We start from the raw sequence: 21,513 nt of genomic DNA on the forward strand, positions 1-21,513 counted from the left end.
CGCCGTCCGGCTCGGCCGGCCCTTGGTGGCGCGTGGCCTGTCACACAAGCTTGACCGGGTCATTCACGGCTTCCGCCCGGCAGCCCCGGCCTCCGGCGCCGACCAGCCCGTCAGCGGGCGAACTCGGTGGCCCGGGACTCGCGGACGACGGTGATGCGGATCTGGCCGGGGTAGGTCAGCTCCTCTTCCACCTGCTTGGCGACGTCCCGGGCGATGACCTGTGCCTGGATGTCGTCGACGGAGTCGGGACGGACCATGACTCTGATCTCGCGCCCCGCCTGCATCGCGAAGACCTTCTCCACGCCGTCGAACGACTGCGCGATCTCCTCCAGCCGCTCCAGCCGCTTCACGTAGGCCTCGAGAGATTCGCGCCGGGCCCCGGGACGGCTGCCGCTGATCGCGTCGGCCGCCTGGGTGAGCACCGCCTCGACCGTACGCACCTCCACCTCGTTGTGGTGCGCCTCGATCGCGTGGACGACGTCCTCGTGCTCGCCGTACCGGCGGGCGATCTCCGCGCCGATCAGGGCGTGGCTGCCCTCGACCTCATGGGTGAGTGCCTTGCCGATGTCGTGCAGCAGGGCGCAGCGCTTCACCAGGTCACGGTCGAGCCGCAGCTCGGACGCCATGATCCCGGCGATGTGCGCGGACTCGATCAGGTGCTTGAGCACGTTCTGCCCATAGGACGTGCGGTAGCGGAGCTGGCCGAGCAGTGTGATCAGCTCGGGGTGCATCTCGGTGATGCCGAGCTCCACGAGAGCGTCCTCACCCGCGCGGACGCACAGGTCGCGCACCTCGCCCTTGCTGCGCTCGTACGCCTCCTCGATGCGCTGCGGGTGGATGCGGCCGTCGAGCACGAGCCGCTCCAGGGTCAGCCGTGCGGTCTCCCGCCGGACCGGGTCGAAACAGGAGAGAAGCACCGCCTCGGGCGTATCGTCTATGATCAGGTTCACTCCGGTCGTCGACTCGAAGGCCCTGATGTTGCGGCCTTCACGGCCGATGATGCGACCCTTCATATCGTCGCCCGGCAGGTGCAGCACGCTGACCACGGACTCCGCGGTCTGCTCGGTGGCCACCCGCTGGACCGCCAGCGTCACGATCTTGCAGGCGCGTTTCTCGCCCTCTTTGCGCGCCTCGCTCTCGATCTCACGGACGATCAGGGCCGCCTCGCGCTTGGCCTGGTTCTCGATCTCTTTGACCAGCTCGTTCTTGGCCTGATCCGCGGTGAGCCCCGCCACCCGCTCAAGGATCTTTCTGCGGTTCTCGGCGACCTGGTCCAGCTCGACCCGGCGATCGGCCAGTTCCGTCTCGGTCTCGGCCAGCTTGCGTGCCCGTTCGGCCTGCCTGCGCGCCTCCTCGTCGAGCCGCTGCTCCCGCTCGACCAGGCGGCCCTCCCGGCGTTCCAGGTCGGCGCGCAGCTCTTTGATCTCGCCTTTGAGGGTGCGCGCCTCCTCCTCGACCTCTTTGCGCATCAGGGCCGCGCCCTCGGCGAGGGACTCGGACTTCCTGACGATCTCGCCCGCGTCCCTCTCGGCCTTGCCGCGGATCTCTTCGGCCTCGCGTCTGGCCTGTTCAAGCTCCTCGTTCACCTCGGCCTCGGCCGCGGCGAGCTGCTCGGGTGAAGGGCCTCGGGACCGGGAGACGCCCCCGGTGTGGCGCACGACCATGACGAGCGCGGCAATCGCTACGAGCGTCAGCAGCACCACCGCCAGCGCCAGCACGATCACGATCGTATTCATGCGCGCTCACCCCTCCTCGCGTCGCAACTTCGAGCTAGCGAGGGGGTCACGCGCGCAGCACGGCAGTCCGCGGCGACGTCAACGGAACGTCGTGAAATCCGGCAGCCCGGAGGGCGGCCGTCATGGCCGGCAAGCCGGTCGAGATCGCTCGTTCTGTCATCCACCGATATGGCAATCCGCACTGCGGAGTAACTCCTCACTGCGGTCGAGATTAAGCGTCAGCGAGGTAACGGGCAAGCAAAGGAGTGGCGTCAAATAGCTTTTTCCGGTCACATCCACAGTGGGAAACGGTCCCCCCTCAGGTGTGCCCCGGGTCGGCACACGGAGTCAACGCCTCACCTGCCCCTCTGGAGCCTCTGGCCAGGATGCAGCATCAGAACCTCGCTTGCCCCTCTGGAGCCCCACTGGGCGTCAGCGCCTCGCGCACACCCTCGCCGTCATCACCGCACGTCACCGTCGAAGAGATCGTCGACGTCGTCGACGTCGTCGCCCTCGCCCTCCAGTGCCTCGCGCACGACCCGGAAAGCGAGCCCGGCGCCGTACCCCTTGCGGGCGAGCATGCCGACGAGTCGGCGCGTACGCGTCTGAGGATCAAGACCGCGCGTGCCCGGAAGCTTGCGGGCGACCAGCCTCCGCGCCGTCTCCACCTCCTGCTCGGGGTCGAGCTGCTCGACGGCCTCGTTGACGGTGTCCTCGTCCACGCCCCGGTGGCGCAGCTCCTGCGCGAGCGCCCGCCGCGCGAGGCCGCGCCCGGCGTGCCGGGAGCTCACCCATGCCGCCGCGAACGCCTCGTCGTCGATGAGGCCCACCTCGGAGAAGCGCTCCAGCACCGCCTGCGCGGCTTCCTCGGGCACCTCCCGCTTGCGCAGCGCTTCGGCGAGCTGGGCCCGCGTCTTCGGAGCCATGGTGAGCAGCCGCAGACAGATCGCTCTGGCCGCCGCCTCCGGATCCTCGGCCGGCCTCCGCGCGGCCCGGGAGTCCGCATCGCCGACGCCCCCGAAAGTTTCCCCAGCATCCGAAGCGTCACCGCTGAACCGGTCACCGCCGCGAGGACCCCGCTGCCGGCCACGTGCCCTCCCCCGGCCGAGAACGTCCCCGTCCTCGGAAACGGCATCATCGCCGAACGCGTCCCCGCCAGGAGCGCCGCGCCGACGACGCGCCTTCCGCCTGCCGGCGGAGCCCGCGCCGTCATGCGCTTCCCCGCCGAAGGTGTTTGCCAGGTCGAAGGCGCCCCCGAAGTCGAAAGCATCCGCGCCGCCGGAAAAGACCCCACCGCCGAAACGACCGGCGCCGCGAGGAGGGACCCCGCCGGAACGACCCGCACCACGAGATGTGGCCCCGCCGTCGAAAGCGTCCGCGCCGCCAGAGGGGGCGCCGCCGCCGGAACGACCCGCATCACCAGAAGGGGCCCCGCCGTCGAAAGCGCCCGCGCCGCCGGAAGGGGCGCCACCACCGAACACGCCGTCATCCCCGAACGTGTCCCCACGGAAGACATCGGCGCGATCCGCACGACGGCGAGAACGCCGAGGTGGACTGCTCGATGGTGTGCTCTCCGAGGGCTCCCCACGCTCACGGGCGCGGATCGCCTCTCGCAGCGCCTCCAATGAGGGAACCTCCCGTGGCGACGCCCCCTGGTCTCCGTCGCCCGGCCACGGCTCGTTCACGGGGCCGGGAGACTCGTCACGCCTCACGGCCGCGCTCAGACATCACCCGGCTTGGGCGTGGCCGCCTTGGATCCGCGCCCGCCGGAGGGAGCCGCCGCGGCAGGAGCGGGAGCGGGCGCCTCGGCGGCCGCGTCCAGACGCGGGCCGACCCCGAGCTTCTCCTTGATCTTCTTCTCGATCTCGTTGGCGATGTCGGGGTTGTTCTTCAGGAAGTTGCGGGCGTTCTCCTTGCCCTGGCCGAGCTGATCGCCCTCGTACGTGTACCAGGCGCCGGCCTTGCGCACGAAGCCGTGCTCCACCCCCATGTCGATGAGGCCGCCCTCACGGGAGATGCCGATGCCGTACAGGATGTCGAAGTCGGCCTGACGGAAGGGGGGCGCCATCTTGTTCTTGACGACCTTGACTCGGGTGCGGTTGCCGACCGGCTCGGTGCCGTCTTTGAGCGTCTCGATCCGCCGGACGTCCAGCCGGACCGAGGCGTAGAACTTCAGCGCCTTACCACCCGTGGTGGTCTCGGGCGACCCGAACATGACACCGATCTTCTCGCGGAGCTGGTTGATGAAGATGGCGGTGGTGCGGGTCTGATTCAGCGCGCCGGCGACCTTGCGCAGGGCCTGGGACATCAGGCGCGCCTGGAGACCCACGTGGCTGTCGCCCATCTCGCCCTCGATCTCGGCCTTGGGCACAAGGGCGGCCACCGAGTCGATGACGATGATGTCGACGGCGCCGGAGCGGATCAGCATGTCGGCGATCTCGAGGGCCTGCTCACCGGTGTCGGGCTGGGAGACGAGCAGCGCGTCGACGTCGACGCCGAGCTTCTTCGCGTACTCCGGGTCGAGCGCGTGCTCGGCGTCGATGAAGGCGGCAATGCCGCCGGCCCGCTGCGCGTTGGCCACCGCGTGCAGGGCGACCGTGGTCTTACCGCTGGACTCCGGCCCGTAGACCTCGACGATGCGACCGCGCGGGAAGCCGCCGATGCCGAGGGCGACGTCGAGGGCGATCGCGCCGGTCGGGATCACCTCGACCGGGGCGCGCGCGTCGTCGCCGAGGCGCATGACGGAGCCCTTGCCGAACTGCCGCTCGATCTGCGCGAGGGCGGTCTCAAGGGCCTTCTCGCGGTCGTTGATTGCCATTGGGTGCCCCCTGGAGGGTCGTGGTCTGTTGGTCACCGGAAAGCTACGGGGTGCCACCGACATTTTCCGGAGTTCCGGAAGCCGGCACTCGGAAACCGATGCCGAACACCTCCGGGAGGCCCCGAGGAGGCCCGGAAGGCGGCTGCGCTGCCCACCGGACACGGCACACCCTGCGGCGGCCGTTCAAATATAGCCGAACGACTGTTCGATCACATCGAACGTGTGGAGACTCACCTCGCGCCCGCACCCGGACGCCCCGCCGCCCGCCCGGGATGTCCAGCGTCCTCCCCATGCGGGGTCCCGGGAGCCCCGGGCGTCGGCACCGGTCCCCACCCCAACCTCGAAGTCACATTCCCGGGCATTCCGTCACCGCTGTTGCCTGCCCGGTGACCTGCGGCGATCCTGAAGGAAAGCCGGTTCTCCCCTCAAGGCGGCCATGTGACGAGCACCAGCACCTACGGACCGCAGCGCCGTACGCACCTGGAGGAACTCGCGGGGCGGCTCCCTGAGCGCGGGCTCGTCGGCCGCATGCTGGGCGGGGACGATCCCGTTCTCTGGGTGTGGCACCCGGACACCGGGAACCAGACGATCGTCTTCGCCGCGCCGACGACCGACGGCTGGGTGTTCCTGTGGTCTCCCGACGGACAGGAGAGCGCCGAGGCCCCGGAGAAGACGGCCGACGCCGTCACGGAACTGCTGTCCGCAGCCGGCTGAGGCCGCTCCGGCGGGGTCACCCGCAGCGGAGCGGCCGGTTCTCGCTCGGTCAGGCGGGCGTCCGGACCGCTCCAGCCGGTCCGCCGGCGCCGAGCCGCCCCGGGTTCGGGAGCGCTCCACTTCGGCTCCCGCTCGAACGGAACCGGACGCCCTCGCGTCGGTCGCGGGAAATCGTCTAGAGCCCCTGGTCGGGACCGAAGACCTCGTAGTGGATGCGGTCCGCCGGGACGCCCAGGCCGAGCAGCCGCTCCCGCATGGAGCGCATGAACGGCACGGGCCCGCACAGGTAGGCGCGGGTGCCTTCGAGGACCTCGACTCCGCCCAGGTCGACCAGGCCGGTGCGCTCGGCGGGCCACCCGTCCTCCGGCTCCTCGTACCAGACGTGCGCGACGGCCTGTGGGATCTTCTCGGTGAGCAGCTCCAGCTCGCTGCGGAAGGGGTGGCTGAGCGGGGTGCGGTCGCCGTGCACCACGGTCACCGGCCGCGTGGTCGCCGTGGCGGCGAGGTGGGCCAGCATGCTGATGATCGGGGTCGCGCCGACTCCCGCGGAGGCGAGCAGGAGGGGGGAGTCGCCCTCGTCGAGGACGACGTCACCGAAGGGGGCGCTCACGCGAAGAATGTCTCCCTCGCGGACGTTGGCGTGCAGCCAGTTCGAGACCTCGCCTTCGGGGTCGCCCGTCACCCTCTTGACGGAGATCCAGTGGTCGCAGCCACCGGGCGCGCAGGACAGGCTGTACTGCCGGATCTGGCGCGCGCCGTCCGGAAGCTCCACCTGGACGGAGACGTACTGGCCCGGCCGGAAGGACGGCGTGGGGCCGCGGTCGGCCGGCCTCAGCATGAAGGTGGCGACGTCAGGGGTCTCCTCGACCCGCCCGACCACCCGCCAGGGGCGCCACACGTCTCCGTCCGCGACACCCGACTCGGAGTACAGCCGCGCCTCCAGCGCGATCAGCGCGCCCGCCATCAGCCAGTAGACCTCGTCCCATGCGGCGGCCACCTCCGGGGTCACCGCGTCCCCGAGCACCTCGGCGATCGCGGCGAACAGGTGACGGTGCACGATGCCGTACTGCTCGGCCGTGATGCCGAGGGAGGCGTGCTTGTGCGCGATGCGGGCGAGCAGCTGCTCGGGGCGGGTGTCCGGGTTCTCCAGCAGCGCGACCGCGAAGGCGGCGATGGAGCCGGCGAGCGCGCGCCCCTGCGATCCGTTGGACTGGTTGCCCCTGTTGAAGAGGTCGCGCAGCAGCTCCGGATGAGCGGCGAACATCTTGCGATAGAAGATCGGGGTGATGTCCCCGATGGCCCCTCCGACGGCGGGCAGCGTGGCGCGGACGACGGCAGCCGACTTCTCTGAGAGCATGGCAAACTCCTGAATCTGCTTTTTATATACCAATTTCTGGCCGCGTCTTTCCGCGGCGAAGGTATGAATCGACGAGGTCAGGCAGGTGGGGAGGCGAGCAACTGGAGCAGCACCGGCTTGGAGGAGCCACCGACCAGGTCACGTACGGTCAGCGGGTCGAGCGATGAGTAGAACGCCTCCTGCGCCTCACGCAACGCCAGTCGCAGGCGGCAGCCTCCCCGCAAGGGGCACGGCGGCTGGTCATCGCATCCGACCACGTCGTCGGTGCCCTCCAGATGACGCACGAGCCAGCCGACGGAGGCGTCTCGGCCGGCGCCGGTGATCTCCAGACCGCCTCCCCTCCCCCGCCGGGTTTCCAGGACGCCGAGGTGCTGCAGCCGGCTGACCACCTTGGCGACGTGCGTGTACGGCGCGGCCACGGACGCGGCCACCTGCTTGGAGGTGGGCAGCTCCTCCGCCCCGTCCATCACCGCCAGGCGCATGGTGACCCGCAGCGCCAAGTCGGTGAACTTCGTCAGTCGCACACCACAAAAGGTATCAAACTGGCATCTAGGGGTCATATTTGGGGCTCCCGGTTCGCACCCCGATGACCAGGGAGGACGCGGAGCGAGAACGCGGCCGCCACCAGCGGAGACGCGCGGCTGTCGGCCGCCCAGGGGCAGCGGGCGCGGCGAAGGATCCCGCGAAAGGGCCTACGGCACAGGACGCGCGCTCACCGGCGACTCACGGGCACGGGCGACCGTGCGGGGACCGCACGAGCGGCGCTCGACCGGCCCGGGCCGGCGAATCAGCCCTGCGCGAAACGGAGACCGGGGTGACGCCGGGCATGACGGCATGGCGAGCGGCGAGGCGCGCGATCGACCTCGCGAGTGGCGGCTCCGGCGCCTGTGCGGGCCCGGACGGCGGTACCCGGACAGCGGACGAGGGACGGGCCCTCAGCGGGGGTGCGGTGTGCGGCTCAGCGAAGCTTCGGGTCCACGTCGACGACCGTGCAGACGGCCCGCCAGACCCGCTTGGCGGCCACTCCGTCGGCCAGGGCCTGCTCGACCGTCCTGCCGTCGAGGTCGGCGATGACATAGTCCTTCGCCCACGATTCGGCGTACGCCTCGCCGAAGTGGCGGTGCATACGACTCCAGAAGTCCGTCAGGCGCATCCCACAAGTATGGTGCCGCGGAGGGCCCTCAAATGACGCGAGAGCCGTACATCTCCCCGAGCGGGTCGGCGAGCAGTTCGAGACGGGCGCCGTCCGGGTCGCGGAAGTAGATCGACGCCCCGCTCTCGATCTGGTGCGGCACGCCCGCCGCCTCCAGCTTGCCCCGCAGCCGTTCCCAGGTCGCGGGCTCGACGGAGATCGCGATGTGGTGCACTCCGCCGAGAACCTCCTGGTACGGGCCGAGATCGAGACCGGGCAGATCGAAGAACGCCAGCAGGTTCCCGTTTCCGATGTCGAAGAAGAAGTGGTTGGACCCCTTGTAATCGCGGTTCTCGAAAATCTCCGTCAGCGGGAACTCCAGGAGGTCCTGGTAGAACCGGATCGTGCGCTCGGGGTCCGACGACAGCAGTGCGAAGTGGTGGAGCCCTCGGGCACTGCTCGGCGGGCGGTTCTCGCGCAGGTGGCGTTCCCGGATCAGGGATCGCTTCCGTTCGATGGCCTCGTAGTCGATGTCCATATCCGTATGGTTGTCCGCTTTCCCGGATAATCAACGCTTCCAGAGGACAGAACACGGCTTTTAAGTGGAACGTCCCCCTTTCAGGGGCAGGGGACGCTCTCCCCTTTCGCCGCCGGAAACCGGCCCCATCCACCAGAACCCCGTCCAGAGCCGGACACGCATCCCGTCCTCGGCCGGCCCAGCGTCTCGATCATGTCGCCGTGGCGCGCCATGCGACTTTCCGTGCTTTCACGCGTCCCGGCCGTTCGAGGGGCGCGGACCCCGGCCTCCGCATCGCCGTGGAGAGATCACGTCCGTTTCTGTCGGAGGCGGGATGCATGATGGCGAGCTGACACCCTCGCCCGGCCACGAAGGATCCGGCCCGCTCCCAGACCAGAGGAGGACACGTTGAGTGACGTGGTTCGTCGGCGCCCCCGCCGCGCCGTGGCTCCGTACCCCCTCATGTCTGCCGCGCGAGCACCGGTCCGGAACGCGATGAGCTCCCCGGTGCCACCCGAGCTCGCGCCCGTCCCGACGGGGCGAAGCGGCGCGTCGTGGTCGGCCGGGACAGTCGCGTACGTCTCCCTGGAGTCGCCGGCGCTCGCGCCGGCCCCGGACGCGGCGCGCCCCTTCACTCCGACTGCCGTCGCACAGGCGGGGGCCGTGCGAGATTCCCATGCGGACGATGGCCATAGCCTGGGAGAGGCCATGGAGCACCCACCGCCGAGGGATCACGGAGCGGGTACGCGACCAGGCACACGCCTCCCGTGTCACGCCGATCCGCGGGAGGCGTCCGGCGAACGCCGGCGCGGGCTCGCGTCCCGGCCCTCGCCGCGTCCGCCGCGCGACCCGGCTGCTCCGCGACCTCACGCGTACGCGCGGCTCCGGCGGCGTCCGTTCGTGGGCGGGCCCGCGCCGGCGACGCGACCGGGACACGACCACGGCCGTCGACCACGACACCGAGAGAAGCCGGAGAACCTGGAGAGACCCGACAACCGGGAGCGCCCCGAGACCCCGGGGAGCCGGGAGAACTTGGAGAACACCATGCGAGACCGTTCCGCGGTCCCACTTCGCCCTGAGGGACCGGGCCCCCACGCAGTCGCGGGTGCCCGGTGAGCGTGCTCGACCTCTTCGGCCGGGTGACCAGAGAGTGGTTCACCGGCGCGTTCGCCGCGCCCACGGCCGCGCAGGAGGGCGCGTGGTCGTCGATCGCGCGCGGTGACAACACTCTGGTCGTCGCTCCGACCGGCTCCGGCAAGACGCTCGCGGCCTTCCTCTGGTCGCTCGACCGGCTCGCCGCCGAGCACGCCGAGCGCGCCGACGACGAGCGGCCCGAACGGCTGTGCCGGGTGGTGTACGTCTCCCCTCTCAAGGCCCTGGCTGTGGACGTCGAGCGGAACCTGCGCGCGCCGCTCACCGGGATCAGGCAGACCGCCCGCAGGCTCGGCCTTCCCGTGCCGGAGATCTCCGTGGCGATCCGCTCGGGTGACACGTCGGCGGAGGACCGGCGCCGGTTCGCGGCCCACCCGTCGGACATCCTGATCACCACGCCGGAGTCGCTGTTCCTCATCCTCACCTCCCAGGCGCGCGAGGCGTTGCGAGGAGTGGAGACGGTCATCGTCGACGAGGTGCACGCGGTCGCCGCCACCAAGCGCGGCGCCCATCTCGCGCTGACCCTGGAGCGGCTCGACGCGCTGCTCCCCCGTCCCGCACAGCGCGTCGGCCTGTCCGCGACCGTACGGCCGGTGTCCGAGGTGGCGACCTTCCTGGGCGGCGAACGCCCCGCCACGGTGGTGCAGCCGCCCTCGGAGAAGGTCATCGAGGTCGACGTGGTCGTCCCGGTCGAGGACATGACGGAGCTGGCGCCGCCTCCTCCGGGTATGGACGGCGAGCCGGCCGAGCACCGGCGGAGCATCTGGCCGCACGTGGAGGAGCACCTGCTCGATCTGATCGAGGCACATCGGTCCACGATCATCTTCGCCAACTCGCGCCGACTGTCGGAGCGGCTCTGTACCCGCCTCAACGAGCTCGCGGACGAGCGCGCGTTCATCGATCCGGCGGCGGGGCCGGAATCTCCGCCGTATCCCTCGTCGCGGCAGGCCGAGGCATCGGGCACCGAGCCGCGTTCCGGGACAGCGGGGCCACAGGTCGCGGGCACCCCGGAGTCCGCCTCGCCATCGCGACCGCCGGAGTGGGAGGAACCGCCCCGGCCCGCAGCGGCTGCCCCGACCGCATCGGCCGCATCGGCCGGAGCGGCCGGAGCCGCCACTCCGGCGGCTTCCGGCTCCCGTCCGCGCGCTTCTCTGGGCACCCCGGCCGAGATGATGGCGCAGGCCGGGGCGTCCCGCGGCGCGCCAGCCGAGATCGTGCGCGCGCACCACGGGTCCGTGTCCAAGGAGGAGCGGTCCCAGATCGAGGAGGCGCTGAAATCGGGCCGGCTGCCCGCCGTCGTCGCCACCTCCAGCCTGGAGCTGGGCATCGACATGGGCTCGGTCGATCTCGTCGCGTGCGTGGAGTCGCCTCCTAGCGTGGCCAGCGGCCTTCAGCGCATCGGCCGGGCCGGGCACCAGGTCGGAGCGGTCTCACGAGGAGTGATCTTCCCGAAATACCGCGGCGACCTCGTTCAGACCGCCGTCGTCGCGGAGCGCATGAGGAGCGGCCAGATCGAGGAGCTGCGCTACCCGCGCAATCCCCTCGACGTACTGGCCCAGCACATCGTCGCGATGACCGCGCTCGACGAGTGGACGGTCGACTCGCTGGAGAGCCTCGTCAGGAAGGCCGCGCCGTACGCGACGCTGCCGCGCAGCGCGCTGGAGGCGACGCTCGACATGCTCGCCGGGCGATATCCCAGCGAGGAGTTCGCCGAGTTGCGGCCGCGCATCGTGTGGGACCGGGTGACGGGCACCCTGCGCGGCCGGCCCGGAGCGCAACGGCTCGCCGTCACCAACGGCGGCACGATCCCCGACCGGGGGCTCTTCGGCGTGTTCCTCGTCGGCGAGCGCGCCTCCCGGGTGGGCGAGCTGGACGAGGAGATGGTCTACGAGTCGCGTGTGGGCGACGTGTTCGTGCTCGGCGCGACGTCCTGGCGGATCGAGGACATCACCGCCGACCGGGTGCTCGTCTCCCCCGCCCCGGGCCAGCCGGGCAAGCTGCCGTTCTGGCACGGCGACGCCCCCGGCCGGCCCGCCGAGCTCGGCCGGGCGATCGGCGCGTTCATCCGGGAGCTGTCCGCCGCGGGCCTCCCGTCCGGTGCCGTGCCCGGGCCCGGTGAGAAGGACCGGCATACGACGGACGGGAAGGGCCGCCCGGCGGCGCTCGCCTTGGAAGAGGACCGGCCGTCGCGCGGAGAGGGGGCCGCCGCCGCGCGGGTCAGGCAGGCCGGGCTGGACGACTTCGCCACCGGCAACCTGCTGACCTACCTGGCGGAGCAGCGCGACGCCACCGGGTACGTGCCGGACGACCGCACGCTGCTCATCGAGCGGTTCCACGACGAGCTGGGCGACTGGCGGGTGGTGATCCACTCGCCGTACGGCGCCCGGGTGCACGCGCCGTGGGCGCTCGCCATCGGGCGGCGGCTGCGCGAGCGCTACGGCCTCGACGTGCAGGCGATCCATTCCGACGACGGCATCGTGCTGCGCATCCCGGACACGCTCGACGAGCCGCCCTCCGATGTGGCGGCGTTCGACGCGGACGAGATCGAGCAGATCGTCACCGAGGAGCTCGGCGGCTCGGCCCTGTTCGCCGCGCGGTTCCGCGAGTGCGCCGGGCGTTCCCTGCTGCTGCCGCGCCGTACGCCCGGGCGGCGGACCCCGCTCTGGCAGCAACGCCAGCGCGCCGCGCATCTGCTGGGGGTGGCGAGCAAGTACGCGGGGTTCCCCGTCGTGCTGGAAACCATGCGTGAATGCCTTCAGGACGTCTTCGACGTCCCCGGGCTGGTCCAGCTCATGCGGGACATCGCGTCCCGCCGGGTCCGGCTGGTCGAGGTCGAGACCGCCCAGGCGTCGCCGTTCGCCGCGTCGCTGCTGTTCAACTATGTCGGCGCGTTCATGTACGAGGGGGACGCGCCGCTGGCCGAGCGCCGGGCGCAGGCCCTCGCCCTCGACACCGCGCTGCTCGCCGAGTTGCTCGGGCAGGCGGACCTGCGTGAGCTGCTCGACCCCGACGTGATCGTCGAGGTCGAGCGGGAGCTGGCCCGGCTGGACCGGCCGCTTCGTGATCCTGAGGACCTGGCCGACCTGCTTCGCACCCACGGTCCACTGCTGGCGCAGGACGTGTCGATCCGCGAGGGCGACCCGGCGTGGCTGGCCGAGCTGGAGCGGGCCCGCAGGGCGATCCGGGTGCGCATCGCGGGTGAGGATCAGTGGGCCGCCGTCGAGGACGCCTGGCGGCTGCGCGACGCCCTCGGCACACCCCTTCCCGTCGGCGTGCCGCAGGAGTTCCTCGACGCCCCGACCACCGGTTCTGCGTCCGGCTCGGCGCCGGGTTCCCGACCCGGCTCCGCGACGCGGCCGGATCCGCTGGCCGACCTGGTGGCCCGCCACGCCCGTACGCGCGGGCCCTTCCACGCCGGTACGGCCGCCGCCCGCTTCGGGGTCGGCATAGCGGTGGTCGGCGAGGCGCTGCGCCGCCTCGCGGCTGCCGGCCGGGTCGTGTCTGGCGAGTTCCGCCCCGGCGGGCGCGGCGAGGAGTGGTGCGACGCCGAGGTGCTGCGGATGTTGCGCCGCAGGTCACTGGCCCGGCTCCGCAAGGAGGTCGAACCGGTCCCGCCCGAGACGCTCGCGACGTTCCTGCCCGCGTGGCACGGCGTCGCACCCGCGCGGCCGTCCCATGAGCACGGCGTCGGAGGCGGACCTCGCGGCGGCTCCGCTCGGGCGATGGACGACCTGGTCAACGCGATCGAGCGGCTCCAAGGGGCGGCGGTTCCCGCCTCGGCGCTGGAGACCCTGATCCTGCCGGGTCGGGTGCCGGGATACTCCCCCGCGCTGCTCGACGAGCTGACCGCGTCCGGCGACGTCATCTGGGCGGGCCAGGGGTCGCTGCCGGGCGGCGACGGATGGGTGTCGCTCTACTTCGCCGACACGGCTCCGCTGCTGCTCCCCGAGCCTGCCGCGATCACGATGACACCGCTGCACGAGGGCGTCCTGACCGCGCTCGGTGGAGGGGGCGCGCTCTTCTTCCGCGAGTTGTCCAATCGGATGGCCTCCCTGACGATCGGCACGTCCGGTCCCGGCGACGCCGCACCCGACGATCCGGCCCTGGCGGCCGCGCTGTGGGACCTGGTCTGGTCGGGGCGGGTCACCGGCGACACGCTCGCTCCGCTGCGGTCGACGCTCGGCTCCGGGCGGCCCGCGCACCGGCCTCCGGCGAGCCGGTCGCTGCGGCGTCGGGCGGTGCTGCCCACACGCAGCGGTCCGCCGACGGTCAGCGGCAGGTGGTGGCTGCTGCCCGCGCCCTCAGACGACGGCACACAACGGGCGCACGCCCAGGCCGAGGTCCTGCTCGAACGGCACGGCGTGCTGACGAGGGGCGCGGTCGGCGCGGAACGGCTGCCCGGCGGCTTCTCCGCCGTCTACCAGGTGCTGCGGGCGTTCGAGGAGAGCGGCCGCTGCCGGCGGGGCTACTTCGTCGAGGGGCTCGGCGGCGCGCAGTTCGCGCTGGCGGGGGCCGTGGACCGGATGCGGGCCATGTCACCCACCGCCTCAGCGCCGGCGACCGGTTCCGCACCGCTGGAGGACCTGTGGACGACGCCGGCGCCACGCGCACCCCGACGTGTGGTGGTGCTGGCCGCGGCCGACCCGGCCAACCCGTACGGCGCGGCTCTGCCGTGGCCCGACCGGCCCGGGGAAGTCACCCACAAACCGGGCCGTAAGGCGGGTGCCCTCGTGGTCCTGGTCGAGGGGCGGCTCGTGCTCTACGTGGAGCGGGGCGGCAAGACGCTGCTCTCCTTCGGAGCGGACGGCGGAGGCGACAACGGCGACGAGCTCCAGGCGGCGGTCGACGCACTGGCCCTGGCGGTGCGGGAAGGGGCACTGGGCAAGCTCACGGTCGAGCGAGCCGACGGCACGGTGATCACGGACTCGCCCCTCGCCGCCGCGCTGGAGGCGGCCGGGTTCCATCCGACGCCGAAGGGGCTGCGGATCCGCGCCTGAGCGGCCGGACGGATGCCCTTGGCCCGTCCGCCCTCGCCCCCAGGCCGAGGGCGGGGGCGGGGGCGGGGGGCCTGGTAAGCACGCCGGACCTGGTGCGGCATCAAGCCGGAAAGGTCAGGAGACGGCAGCCTTCGGCTCCTCGAGCAGGTGCTTGAGAGCGCGGAGGAACAGTGCGGCGTCCCTGCCGTTGATCAGCCTGTGATCGTAGGCGAGCCCGATGTCGACGACCGTCCGGCTGACCACCTCACCCGCGTCGAGCCGGAGCTCGGCCTGGGGGGTCGTCACCGCGAGCGCGCACACGTGACCCGGGAAGATCAGCGGGATCGCGAGCGTGACGTCGCCGTCGTGATGCAAGGTCACGACGATGTTGGCCCCGGCCAGGTCGCTCTCGCGGAAGTTCCCCGTGACCGCCGCCAGGCGGTACTCCATCAGACGGGTCGCGACTTCCCGAACCGTACGGCGGGCGGCATCGTGGACGACCGGGACGTAGAGCCCCGCGCCGGCGTCCATCGTGACGCCGACGTGCGGGGCCTCCGCCGTCCTGGCAGAACCCTCACCGACGAGCGTGGCGTAGAACAGCGGGAACGCCTCGTGAAGCCGGGCCGCCGCGCAGGTCACGAGTTCGGGCAGGCCGACCGGCCGCCTGATCTCCCGGGTCAGCCGGGCCCCCATCTCCAGCGCCGCCCCGATGTCGATCTTCACGGCCGTGTACGCCGCCGGGATGGTCTCGTGCGAAGAGCGCACCGCCCGCGCCACCGCCCGTTGCACGCGCGAGAGCTCGTACGGCGCGCCCGTGGCGTCGGCGGCGGGACCGACGGGCACGGAGCCTGTGGGTCCCGAGCCTGTGACGGCGAGACCAGTGGCAGCCGGACCCGCGAGGGCGGAACTGGTGGTGGCAGGAGCGGGACCGGTGGCGACAGGACCGGCGACGGTAGGGCCAGTGGTAGCCGCCCCATCGGGCGCTGGGCCATCGGGCGCTGGGCCATCGGGCGCTGGGCCATCGGGCGCGGGACCGTCGGATGCGGGGGCGGCGGGCGCGGGGACGGGTGCGGGGGGCAGCGTACGACCGGCCATGAGCCGTTCGACATCCGCCCGGCGCACGACGGAGACGCCGAGTGCGCGCACCTCCACCGGGTGGATGCCGAGCTCGTCGATCAGCTCCTGGGCGGGCACGGTGATCAGAGGCTCCTGAGGCATCCCCCCGCCAGGTGCCCGGCCCGCCCCGAACCCGGCATCGCCCCCGAACGGACCATTCCCTGACGGAGAATTCGCTCCGGGCGCTGAACGCCCGGTGGACGTGTGAGCCGTGTCCGCTGACTCATGCCGGACTGGGATCGCCCCGCCACCGAGACCACGGCCGAAAGCGCCATCGGAGCCACCGGAAGCGCCGCCAGGACCACCAGGACCACCACCAAGACCACCACCAGGAGCACCGGGAGCACCGGGAGCACCGGCGATATCAAGGGCAACACCACCAGGACCACCGACGGTGCCGCCAAGACCTCCAAGACCTGCAAGACCGCCAGGACCACCAGGACCGCCATCACCAGCACCGGGAGCACCGTTGAGATCGGGGGCGGGGGCGGCGTTCCCGGGTGTGCCCGACGGTAGGGGCGCGGGCCGCTCTCCTTCCGTCGTGAGGCGGGCGATCACGGCACCGGGCGGGCAGTCGGCGTTCACTGGAAGCGTGTGCCAGACGAACCCGTCCTCCTCGGCGACCAGTTCCTCCGTGGCCTTGGACGTCTCCAGGAGCACGATGGGATCGCCCGCCCCTGCCCGCTGCCCGTCCCCGACGATCCACTCGACGACGACGTACGAGGTGTCGTTGCTGTTGAACTTCGGCACCCGGATATCAGTCACGAAGGGCCTCCAGCACCGCGTCGTAGATGGCGGACTCCTGCACGAGCACGCGGCTCTCCAGGTGGGTGGCGGCGGGGATCACGCTGTCGGCGGAGCTGATCTGGACCACGGGCCGCCGCAGCTCGCGCCACATCAGCCGATGGATGCGGTGCGCGACCTCGCTCCCCCAGGTGCCGCCTTCGGTTCCCTCCTCCACCACCAGTACGGCTCTCGCCGCGCGCAGCCCGGCCCGCAGCCGCGCGGCGCCGGAACCCTGCACCCCGGGCGAAGCCGACAGGCTCGAACCCGGCGACGCGGGCGAGTCGGCGTCGTCGAAGATGTCGAACGGGTACAGCCGCGAGGGCACGTACAGGCAGCAGGTCACCTCGTGCTCCAGCAGCAGGGCGCGCATGGCCCGGGTCGCCCGCTCCACCATGCCGCCGGGCGCGACGATGACGCAGTCGGCCGCCTCCGGGTCGTCGAGGAAGACGCGCGCGACGCCGACCCCCGCGTTCCCCGCCGCCACCATGTCGTACCGGAACGGCTCGAGAACGTCGAACATGGTCCGGGTGTAGAGCACCTTGTCCTCGAAGAACACGGACGGCTCGCCCGAGGCCAGCATGGCGCCGACGACCGCGCGGTTGTCGTGCAGCGGTGACATCTCATAGACGGACAGCCCCGGCACGCCGATGAAGTGCTTCTGCATGCTCTGGCTGTGGGTCGGCCCGTACCCGCGTCCTCCTCCGGTGGGGCAGCGGACGACCATCCTCATCGGCACGCGGGACCCGTACATCGAGCCGGACTTGGCGGCGAAGTTGACGATCGGGTCGAAGGCGAGCGCCACGAAGTCGCCGAACATGATCTCGACGATGGCCGCGTCCCCGCAAAGGGCGAGGCCGGCGGCCAGTCCGGTGATGCCGGCCTCGCTGATGGGCGTGCCGAGCACACGGCCGGGAAACCGGCTGGACAGCCCCTTCGTGATCTTGAACGCGCCTCCGTAGGGATCGAGGATGTCCTCGCCGATCACGTAGGTCGTGGGGTGGGCCTCCAGGACACCGTGCAGGGCCGCGTTGAGATTCTCCGCTACGCGCATGGGTCCCACCTCGACTGCGGGCGGGCGCAGACCTCCTCGACGAGCGCCGCCACGCGGGCCCGCTGGGCCTCGTCCGCGCGGGCGAACCGGCGGGGGTCGGCTTGCGCGAGCCGCCGGTACCAGTCGTGGGCCTCGGCGTCCCGCACCACCTCGCGGGGACGGGTGTCGTCACCCTTGCTGTGCGGACCGAGCCGCTGGGTGGCGAACTCGACGACCAGCGGCCGGTTCTCCAGCCGCACCTCGGACACGAGCGGGGCGAGCTCCTCCCTGATCAGGGTGACGTCGGAGGTGTCCACGCGGTAGTGACGCGCTCCGAACGCCTCTGCCCTGCCCCGTACGGTGCCGGCCATCTGCCGGGCGGTCGGGGTGGACTGGGCGATCCCGTTGTGCTCGACGACCACGAGGAGCGGCAGCCGCCAGAGCGAGGCGATGTTGAGCGCCTCGTAGACGGCGCCCTCGCCCCAGGTGCCGTCGCCGATGTAGACGCAGGCCAGGGAGCCGGGCGAGGTGTTCTTCAGGTGCAGGGCGACTCCCGTGGCCACCGGGAGGCTCTCCCCCTGCACGCCGGTGGACATGTAGCGGTCACGGAAGATGTGCTGGCTGCCGCCGACCCCGCGGCAGACCGCTCCCTCCCTGCCCATGATCTCGGCGAGCAGCCCGGCCGGGTCCTCGAAGCGCGCGAGGTAGTGGCCGTGCCCCCGATGGTTGCTGAAGACGTAATCCGTCTCGCCGAGCAGCGGACGGAGGGAGACGGGCACGTACTCCTGCCCGAGGCAGGTGTGCGTGGTGCCGTCGATCCGCCCCTGGCCGAACAGGTCGAGCAGAGCCAGCTCGAAGTGCCTGATCAGGAGCAGCAGGTCGAGATCGCCGTCGTCCGGCAACGGCGGGCGGGCGAGTACGGCGGAGGACTCGGTCACCGGCCACCGTCCCCGAAGGCCGGGTCCGGCCCGGCGCCGACCAGGGCCGCTCCGGAACCACTCGCGACCGCGACGTTCCCGGGCGTGCCGGAACCGGGGGTGCCGGAACCGGACGCACCGGAACCGGGCGTGCCGGAACCGGACGCGCTCCCGGAACGCGCGACGCTCTCCACCACCCCCGCGATCGTCGGCGTGTCGAAGAAGACGTCGAGCGACACCTCGATGCCCAGACGCTTCTGCATCCGCGCGATGATCTGCGTGATCGTGAGCGAGTGGCCGCCGAGGTCGAAGAGGTCCTCGTCGTCGCCGATCTCGTCGATCCCGAGCACCTCCTGCCAGATGGCTCTGATCTCGTCGGCGAGCCCGCTCGGCTCCGTACGACTGTCGCCGGTCAGGATGTCCCCGAGCATCGAATCCGGATTTTTCATGATCTGTTTGAGGTCCTTCACTATCTGGGTGCCCCCCGAAAGGGCGCGCGGGCTGTACTGCGTGATCACGTCGAGGCCGTCGGGACCGTCGATCGCCTGGATGTGCAGGACGCTGCGGACGGAGCCGTTGAACACCGCCCAGTCGACCGTCGTCCGCAGCCCGGCGAACTCGGGCGCGGGCCTGCGCCTGCGGTAGCTCACCGAGACGGGCGCCATCGCCGTACGAGGCCGGAGACCGCGAACGGCCCGGGCGAGCGGCACCGGCCGGAACCGGTACAGCTCCCGCAGGTCCGCGCGTAGACGGGCGGCGAGTTCGGCGACGGTCATACTCGGCGTCGGCGTCGACGCCACCGGTAGTTCGTTGACGTAGAGGCCGATGTGATCGCGGGTCTCGTGTGTCCGCGTCGACATGTCGACGGCGCACACCGGCTCCGCGTTGCCGTACGCGAACAGCAGGGCGTGCACGGACGCGAGGAAGAGCTCGAAGCGCGAGACGTCCCGCGCGCCGGACCCGTCCGGCAGCTCGGCGCGGAAGGTGAGGATCGCCCCGTCCTCCGCCCCTCGCGACCGCCCCGGCCCGTCCGGCGAGGAGGTCAGGCCGGGCAGGGCCACGTCCCCCGGCTCCCGCCAGCGGGTCCGCCAGAAGTCGCGGGCGTCGTCGATGAGTTCCGCGACCCGCTCGCGGTCGGCCGCCGCATGGTCGGCGTACGTGCCCTGGAGCGGCGTCACCGGAGATCCGTTGTAGAGCGCGGCCAGATCGCGGACCAGGACGTCCTTGGACTCGCCGTCGAAGACCAGATGGTGCGCCACGATGATCAGGGCATGCCGGGCGGGGCCGATCCGGGCGATCCGGAACCGGGCCAGCGGCCCCGTCCGGACGTCGAACGGCCGCCGGATCTCCGCGCGGACCAGGTCGTCGACGTCTCCCGCGAGGGTCACCTCCACGCTCGGAGGGGCGGCCGGCACCTCAACCGGGACGCCGTCACGCTCGTCGACGGCGGTCGAGAGGACGGGATGGCGGCCGATCAGCTCTTCGCACGCCCGGACCAGCCGGGGCACGTCGAGCAGCCCGTCGAAGGTGACCAGCAGCGGCATGCGGTACGCCGAGCCCGCCCGCCCCATGCGCTCCGTGATCCACATCCCGACCTGGGCGTACGACGCCTGCGGCGCTGTGGTGCTCATGCCCGGGCCCGCAATGCCCGCTTGTCCACCTTGCCGCCGTTGTTCCTGGGCAGCGCGTCCATGGTCACGATCTCGGAGGGGATCTCGTGCCGGGCCAGCCGTTCGCCGAGGAAGGCCCGCAGCGTGGGCGCGGACACCGGGGCGGCCTCGCCAGGGCGCTGCCCGCCCGCCCCGGCCGGCCGTTCCCCGGGGGCGCGCAGCACGACGGCCGCCGCGACCGCCGCACCGAGGACGGGGTGGGGCACGCCGTACGCGGCCGCCTCCACCACGGCGGGGTGCGCGTGGAGCGCCTCCTCGACCTTGAGCGTGGAGACCTTGAACGCGCCCGACTTGATCACGTCGCTCTCCCTGTCGACCAGGTAGAGGTAGCCGTCCTCGTCGAGCCGGCCGAGATCGCCCATCCGGATCCATCCGTCCCTGAAGACGGAGGCGGTCGAGGGGTCGTTGTAGTACGAGCGTGGCGCGGCGGGCGAGCGCATCCACACCTCGCCGGTCTCCCCCGGAGGCAGCACGTCACCGTCGGGCGAGACGACGCGCACCGCGCCGCCCACGGCTGCTCTGCCGACCGAACCCGGCCGCTCCGGGTCGACGATCATGATGGTCTGGGCGGGGGCCGCCTCGGTCGAGGTGTAGTAGTTCGTGATCGTCGCATTGGGGAACATCCCGGCCAGGCCGGTCGCGACGGCCGCCGGCAACGGCGCGGCGGCGGAGCCGAGCAGCAGCACGCTGGACAGGTCGTGGCGCTCCCCCCGGCCGAGCAGCTCGATGGCCATCGCGGGGACCAGGAACACCGTCCCGGCACGATGCTCCGCGATGAGCCGCGCGAAGCGATCCGGAGTGAAGACCGGCAGGGTCACCACGGCCGGGTGCGCGTTGAGCGCGTTGACCAGCATCATCTGGCCCGCGTTCGTGCCGATCGGGAAGGCGTGGACCAGGTGCCGCGAGTGCGCGAACGGCCGCATGGCCGGACGGCGCGGCCGCAGCAGCGCGCCGAAGGCCAGGTTGGCGTGCGTGGCGGCGACGCCCTTGGCCGTTCCCGTGGTGCCCGACGTGTAGAGGATCTGCGCGATGCCGTGCGGGTCGTTCGGCCTACCGGACGGCTCGGCGGAGCCCAGGGGCAGCTCGCCCAGATCCCTGATGACCATGGACGCCGAGCAGTGCGCGGCGATCCGTCCGACCTCCGCGGCCGGGGCCCGGTCCGACAGGGGTACGGCCACCGCCCCCGCCTTGAGCACTCCGATGAATGCGATCGCGTAGTCGATCCAGCGCGCGCCCGGAAAGATCAGTCCGATCCGTTCGCCGCCGCCCAGCCCCATGGAGAGCAGCGCGCCGGCGACGGCGTTCGACCGCTCCTCCCACTCCGCGAAGGTCAACTCACCGGCCCCGTGGACGATCATCGCCGTCCTGTCGGGCTCCGCCGCCGCCCTGGCCGCGAGCAAGGCGGGCAACGTCGGGGTTTCGACTGCACTTCTCACCAAAACAACTCCGAAAGATCGGATGAAAGCCCCTCCTTACGGAATCGAGGAGGCTTATTGGAAGGATTGTTTCCAGTTGTTCAAGGGCCGAGTCTGACACGGCGCGACGGCGCGCGACAAGAGGGGGCGTCGATCCCCGCCCTTTCGTGCCGGGCCTTCCCGTTCACTCATAAGGGT

General features: G+C 71.7%; 15 protein-coding genes and 1 pseudogene. 3 read left to right on the top strand and 13 right to left on the bottom strand.

The features are described from left to right. Positions 1-110: 110 nt before the first annotated feature. The 3 genes from rny to recA form a co-directional block, all read right to left on the bottom strand. Positions 111-1,736, bottom strand: a complete 1,626-nt coding sequence (gene rny, locus AWQ70_RS20475) for a ribonuclease Y (protein WP_067178581.1) — start codon at positions 1,734-1,736, stop codon at positions 111-113. A gap of 440 nt (positions 1,737-2,176) precedes the next feature. Then, complete coding sequence (locus AWQ70_RS39100; protein ID WP_157530212.1) at positions 2,177-2,662, bottom strand: regulatory protein RecX; 486 nt, start codon at positions 2,660-2,662, stop codon at positions 2,177-2,179. A 773-nt stretch (positions 2,663-3,435) separates the two neighbouring features. After that, complete coding sequence (recA, locus tag AWQ70_RS20485) at positions 3,436-4,533, bottom strand: recombinase RecA (RefSeq protein WP_067178583.1); 1,098 nt, start codon at positions 4,531-4,533, stop codon at positions 3,436-3,438. A 438-nt stretch (positions 4,534-4,971) separates the two neighbouring features. On the opposite strand from recA, the gene AWQ70_RS20490 reads away from it, so the two are divergent. Next, positions 4,972-5,247 carry a hypothetical protein gene (locus AWQ70_RS20490; protein WP_067178584.1) on the top strand — a complete coding sequence of 92 codons (276 nt, stop codon included), beginning with the start codon at positions 4,972-4,974 and terminating at the stop codon, positions 5,245-5,247. A 175-nt stretch (positions 5,248-5,422) separates the two neighbouring features. Here the strand turns inward: AWQ70_RS20490 and AWQ70_RS20495 are convergent, their stop codons facing one another. The 4 genes from AWQ70_RS20495 to AWQ70_RS20505 all read right to left on the bottom strand — a co-directional run bounded on the left by AWQ70_RS20495 (position 5,423) and on the right by AWQ70_RS20505 (position 8,274). Further along, entirely contained in the window at positions 5,423-6,604 is a 1,182-nt protein-coding gene (locus AWQ70_RS20495) for a globin domain-containing protein (protein WP_067178585.1), read from the bottom strand. 77 nt (positions 6,605-6,681) lie between these two features. Then, entirely contained in the window at positions 6,682-7,128 is a 447-nt protein-coding gene (locus tag AWQ70_RS20500) for an RrF2 family transcriptional regulator (protein WP_067178586.1), read from the bottom strand. Between the two features lie 434 nt (positions 7,129-7,562). Continuing rightward, entirely contained in the window at positions 7,563-7,757 is a 195-nt protein-coding gene (locus tag AWQ70_RS37825; protein ID WP_084517480.1) for a DUF3046 domain-containing protein, read from the bottom strand. 28 nt (positions 7,758-7,785) lie between these two features. Next, positions 7,786-8,274, bottom strand: coding sequence for a VOC family protein (locus tag AWQ70_RS20505; RefSeq protein ID WP_067178587.1), 489 nt, complete (start codon positions 8,272-8,274; stop codon positions 7,786-7,788). Positions 8,275-9,365: 1,091 nt separating this feature from the next. Here AWQ70_RS20505 and AWQ70_RS20510 point away from each other — a divergent pair. Continuing rightward, a complete protein-coding gene (locus AWQ70_RS20510; RefSeq protein ID WP_067178588.1) occupies positions 9,366-14,402 on the top strand; it encodes an Lhr family helicase in 5,037 nt (1,678 codons plus the stop codon). A 114-nt stretch (positions 14,403-14,516) separates the two neighbouring features. Here the strand turns inward: AWQ70_RS20510 and AWQ70_RS41355 are convergent, their stop codons facing one another. Next, positions 14,517-15,224: a 2-oxo acid dehydrogenase subunit E2 gene (locus AWQ70_RS41355; RefSeq protein ID WP_067178589.1), complete on the bottom strand. Its 708-nt coding sequence runs from the start codon at positions 15,222-15,224 to the stop codon at positions 14,517-14,519. A gap of 498 nt (positions 15,225-15,722) precedes the next feature. Between AWQ70_RS41355 and AWQ70_RS41360 the strand changes: the two genes are divergently transcribed. Beyond that, complete coding sequence (locus AWQ70_RS41360) at positions 15,723-16,013, top strand: hypothetical protein (RefSeq protein WP_245647064.1); 291 nt, start codon at positions 15,723-15,725, stop codon at positions 16,011-16,013. A gap of 96 nt (positions 16,014-16,109) precedes the next feature. On the opposite strand, the pseudogene AWQ70_RS42410 reads toward AWQ70_RS41360, so the two are convergent. The 5 genes and pseudogenes from AWQ70_RS42410 to AWQ70_RS20540 all read right to left on the bottom strand — a co-directional run. Continuing rightward, positions 16,110-16,262, bottom strand: a pseudogene (locus tag AWQ70_RS42410) (biotin/lipoyl-containing protein); the annotation flags it as partial. Beyond that, complete coding sequence (locus AWQ70_RS20525; protein ID WP_067178591.1) at positions 16,255-17,334, bottom strand: alpha-ketoacid dehydrogenase subunit beta; 1,080 nt, start codon at positions 17,332-17,334, stop codon at positions 16,255-16,257. The pseudogene AWQ70_RS42410 and the gene AWQ70_RS20525, both read right to left, overlap by 8 nt. Beyond that, on the bottom strand, positions 17,325-18,251 hold the full coding sequence (locus tag AWQ70_RS20530; protein WP_067178592.1) for a thiamine pyrophosphate-dependent dehydrogenase E1 component subunit alpha: 927 nt from the start codon (positions 18,249-18,251) through the stop codon (positions 17,325-17,327). The genes AWQ70_RS20525 and AWQ70_RS20530 overlap by 10 nt, the downstream gene beginning before the upstream one ends. Continuing rightward, positions 18,248-19,861 (bottom strand): condensation domain-containing protein, encoded by a 1,614-nt coding sequence (locus AWQ70_RS20535; protein ID WP_067178593.1) that lies wholly within the window; start codon positions 19,859-19,861, stop codon positions 18,248-18,250. Before AWQ70_RS20535 ends, AWQ70_RS20530 begins: the two co-directional genes overlap by 4 nt. Next, positions 19,858-21,336, bottom strand: coding sequence for a class I adenylate-forming enzyme family protein (locus AWQ70_RS20540; protein ID WP_245647065.1), 1,479 nt, complete (start codon positions 21,334-21,336; stop codon positions 19,858-19,860). Before AWQ70_RS20540 ends, AWQ70_RS20535 begins: the two co-directional genes overlap by 4 nt. Positions 21,337-21,513 lie beyond the last annotated feature (177 nt).

This window comes from Microtetraspora niveoalba (genome assembly GCF_001570405.1).
GTDB lineage: Bacteria > Actinomycetota > Actinomycetes > Streptosporangiales > Streptosporangiaceae > Microtetraspora > Microtetraspora niveoalba.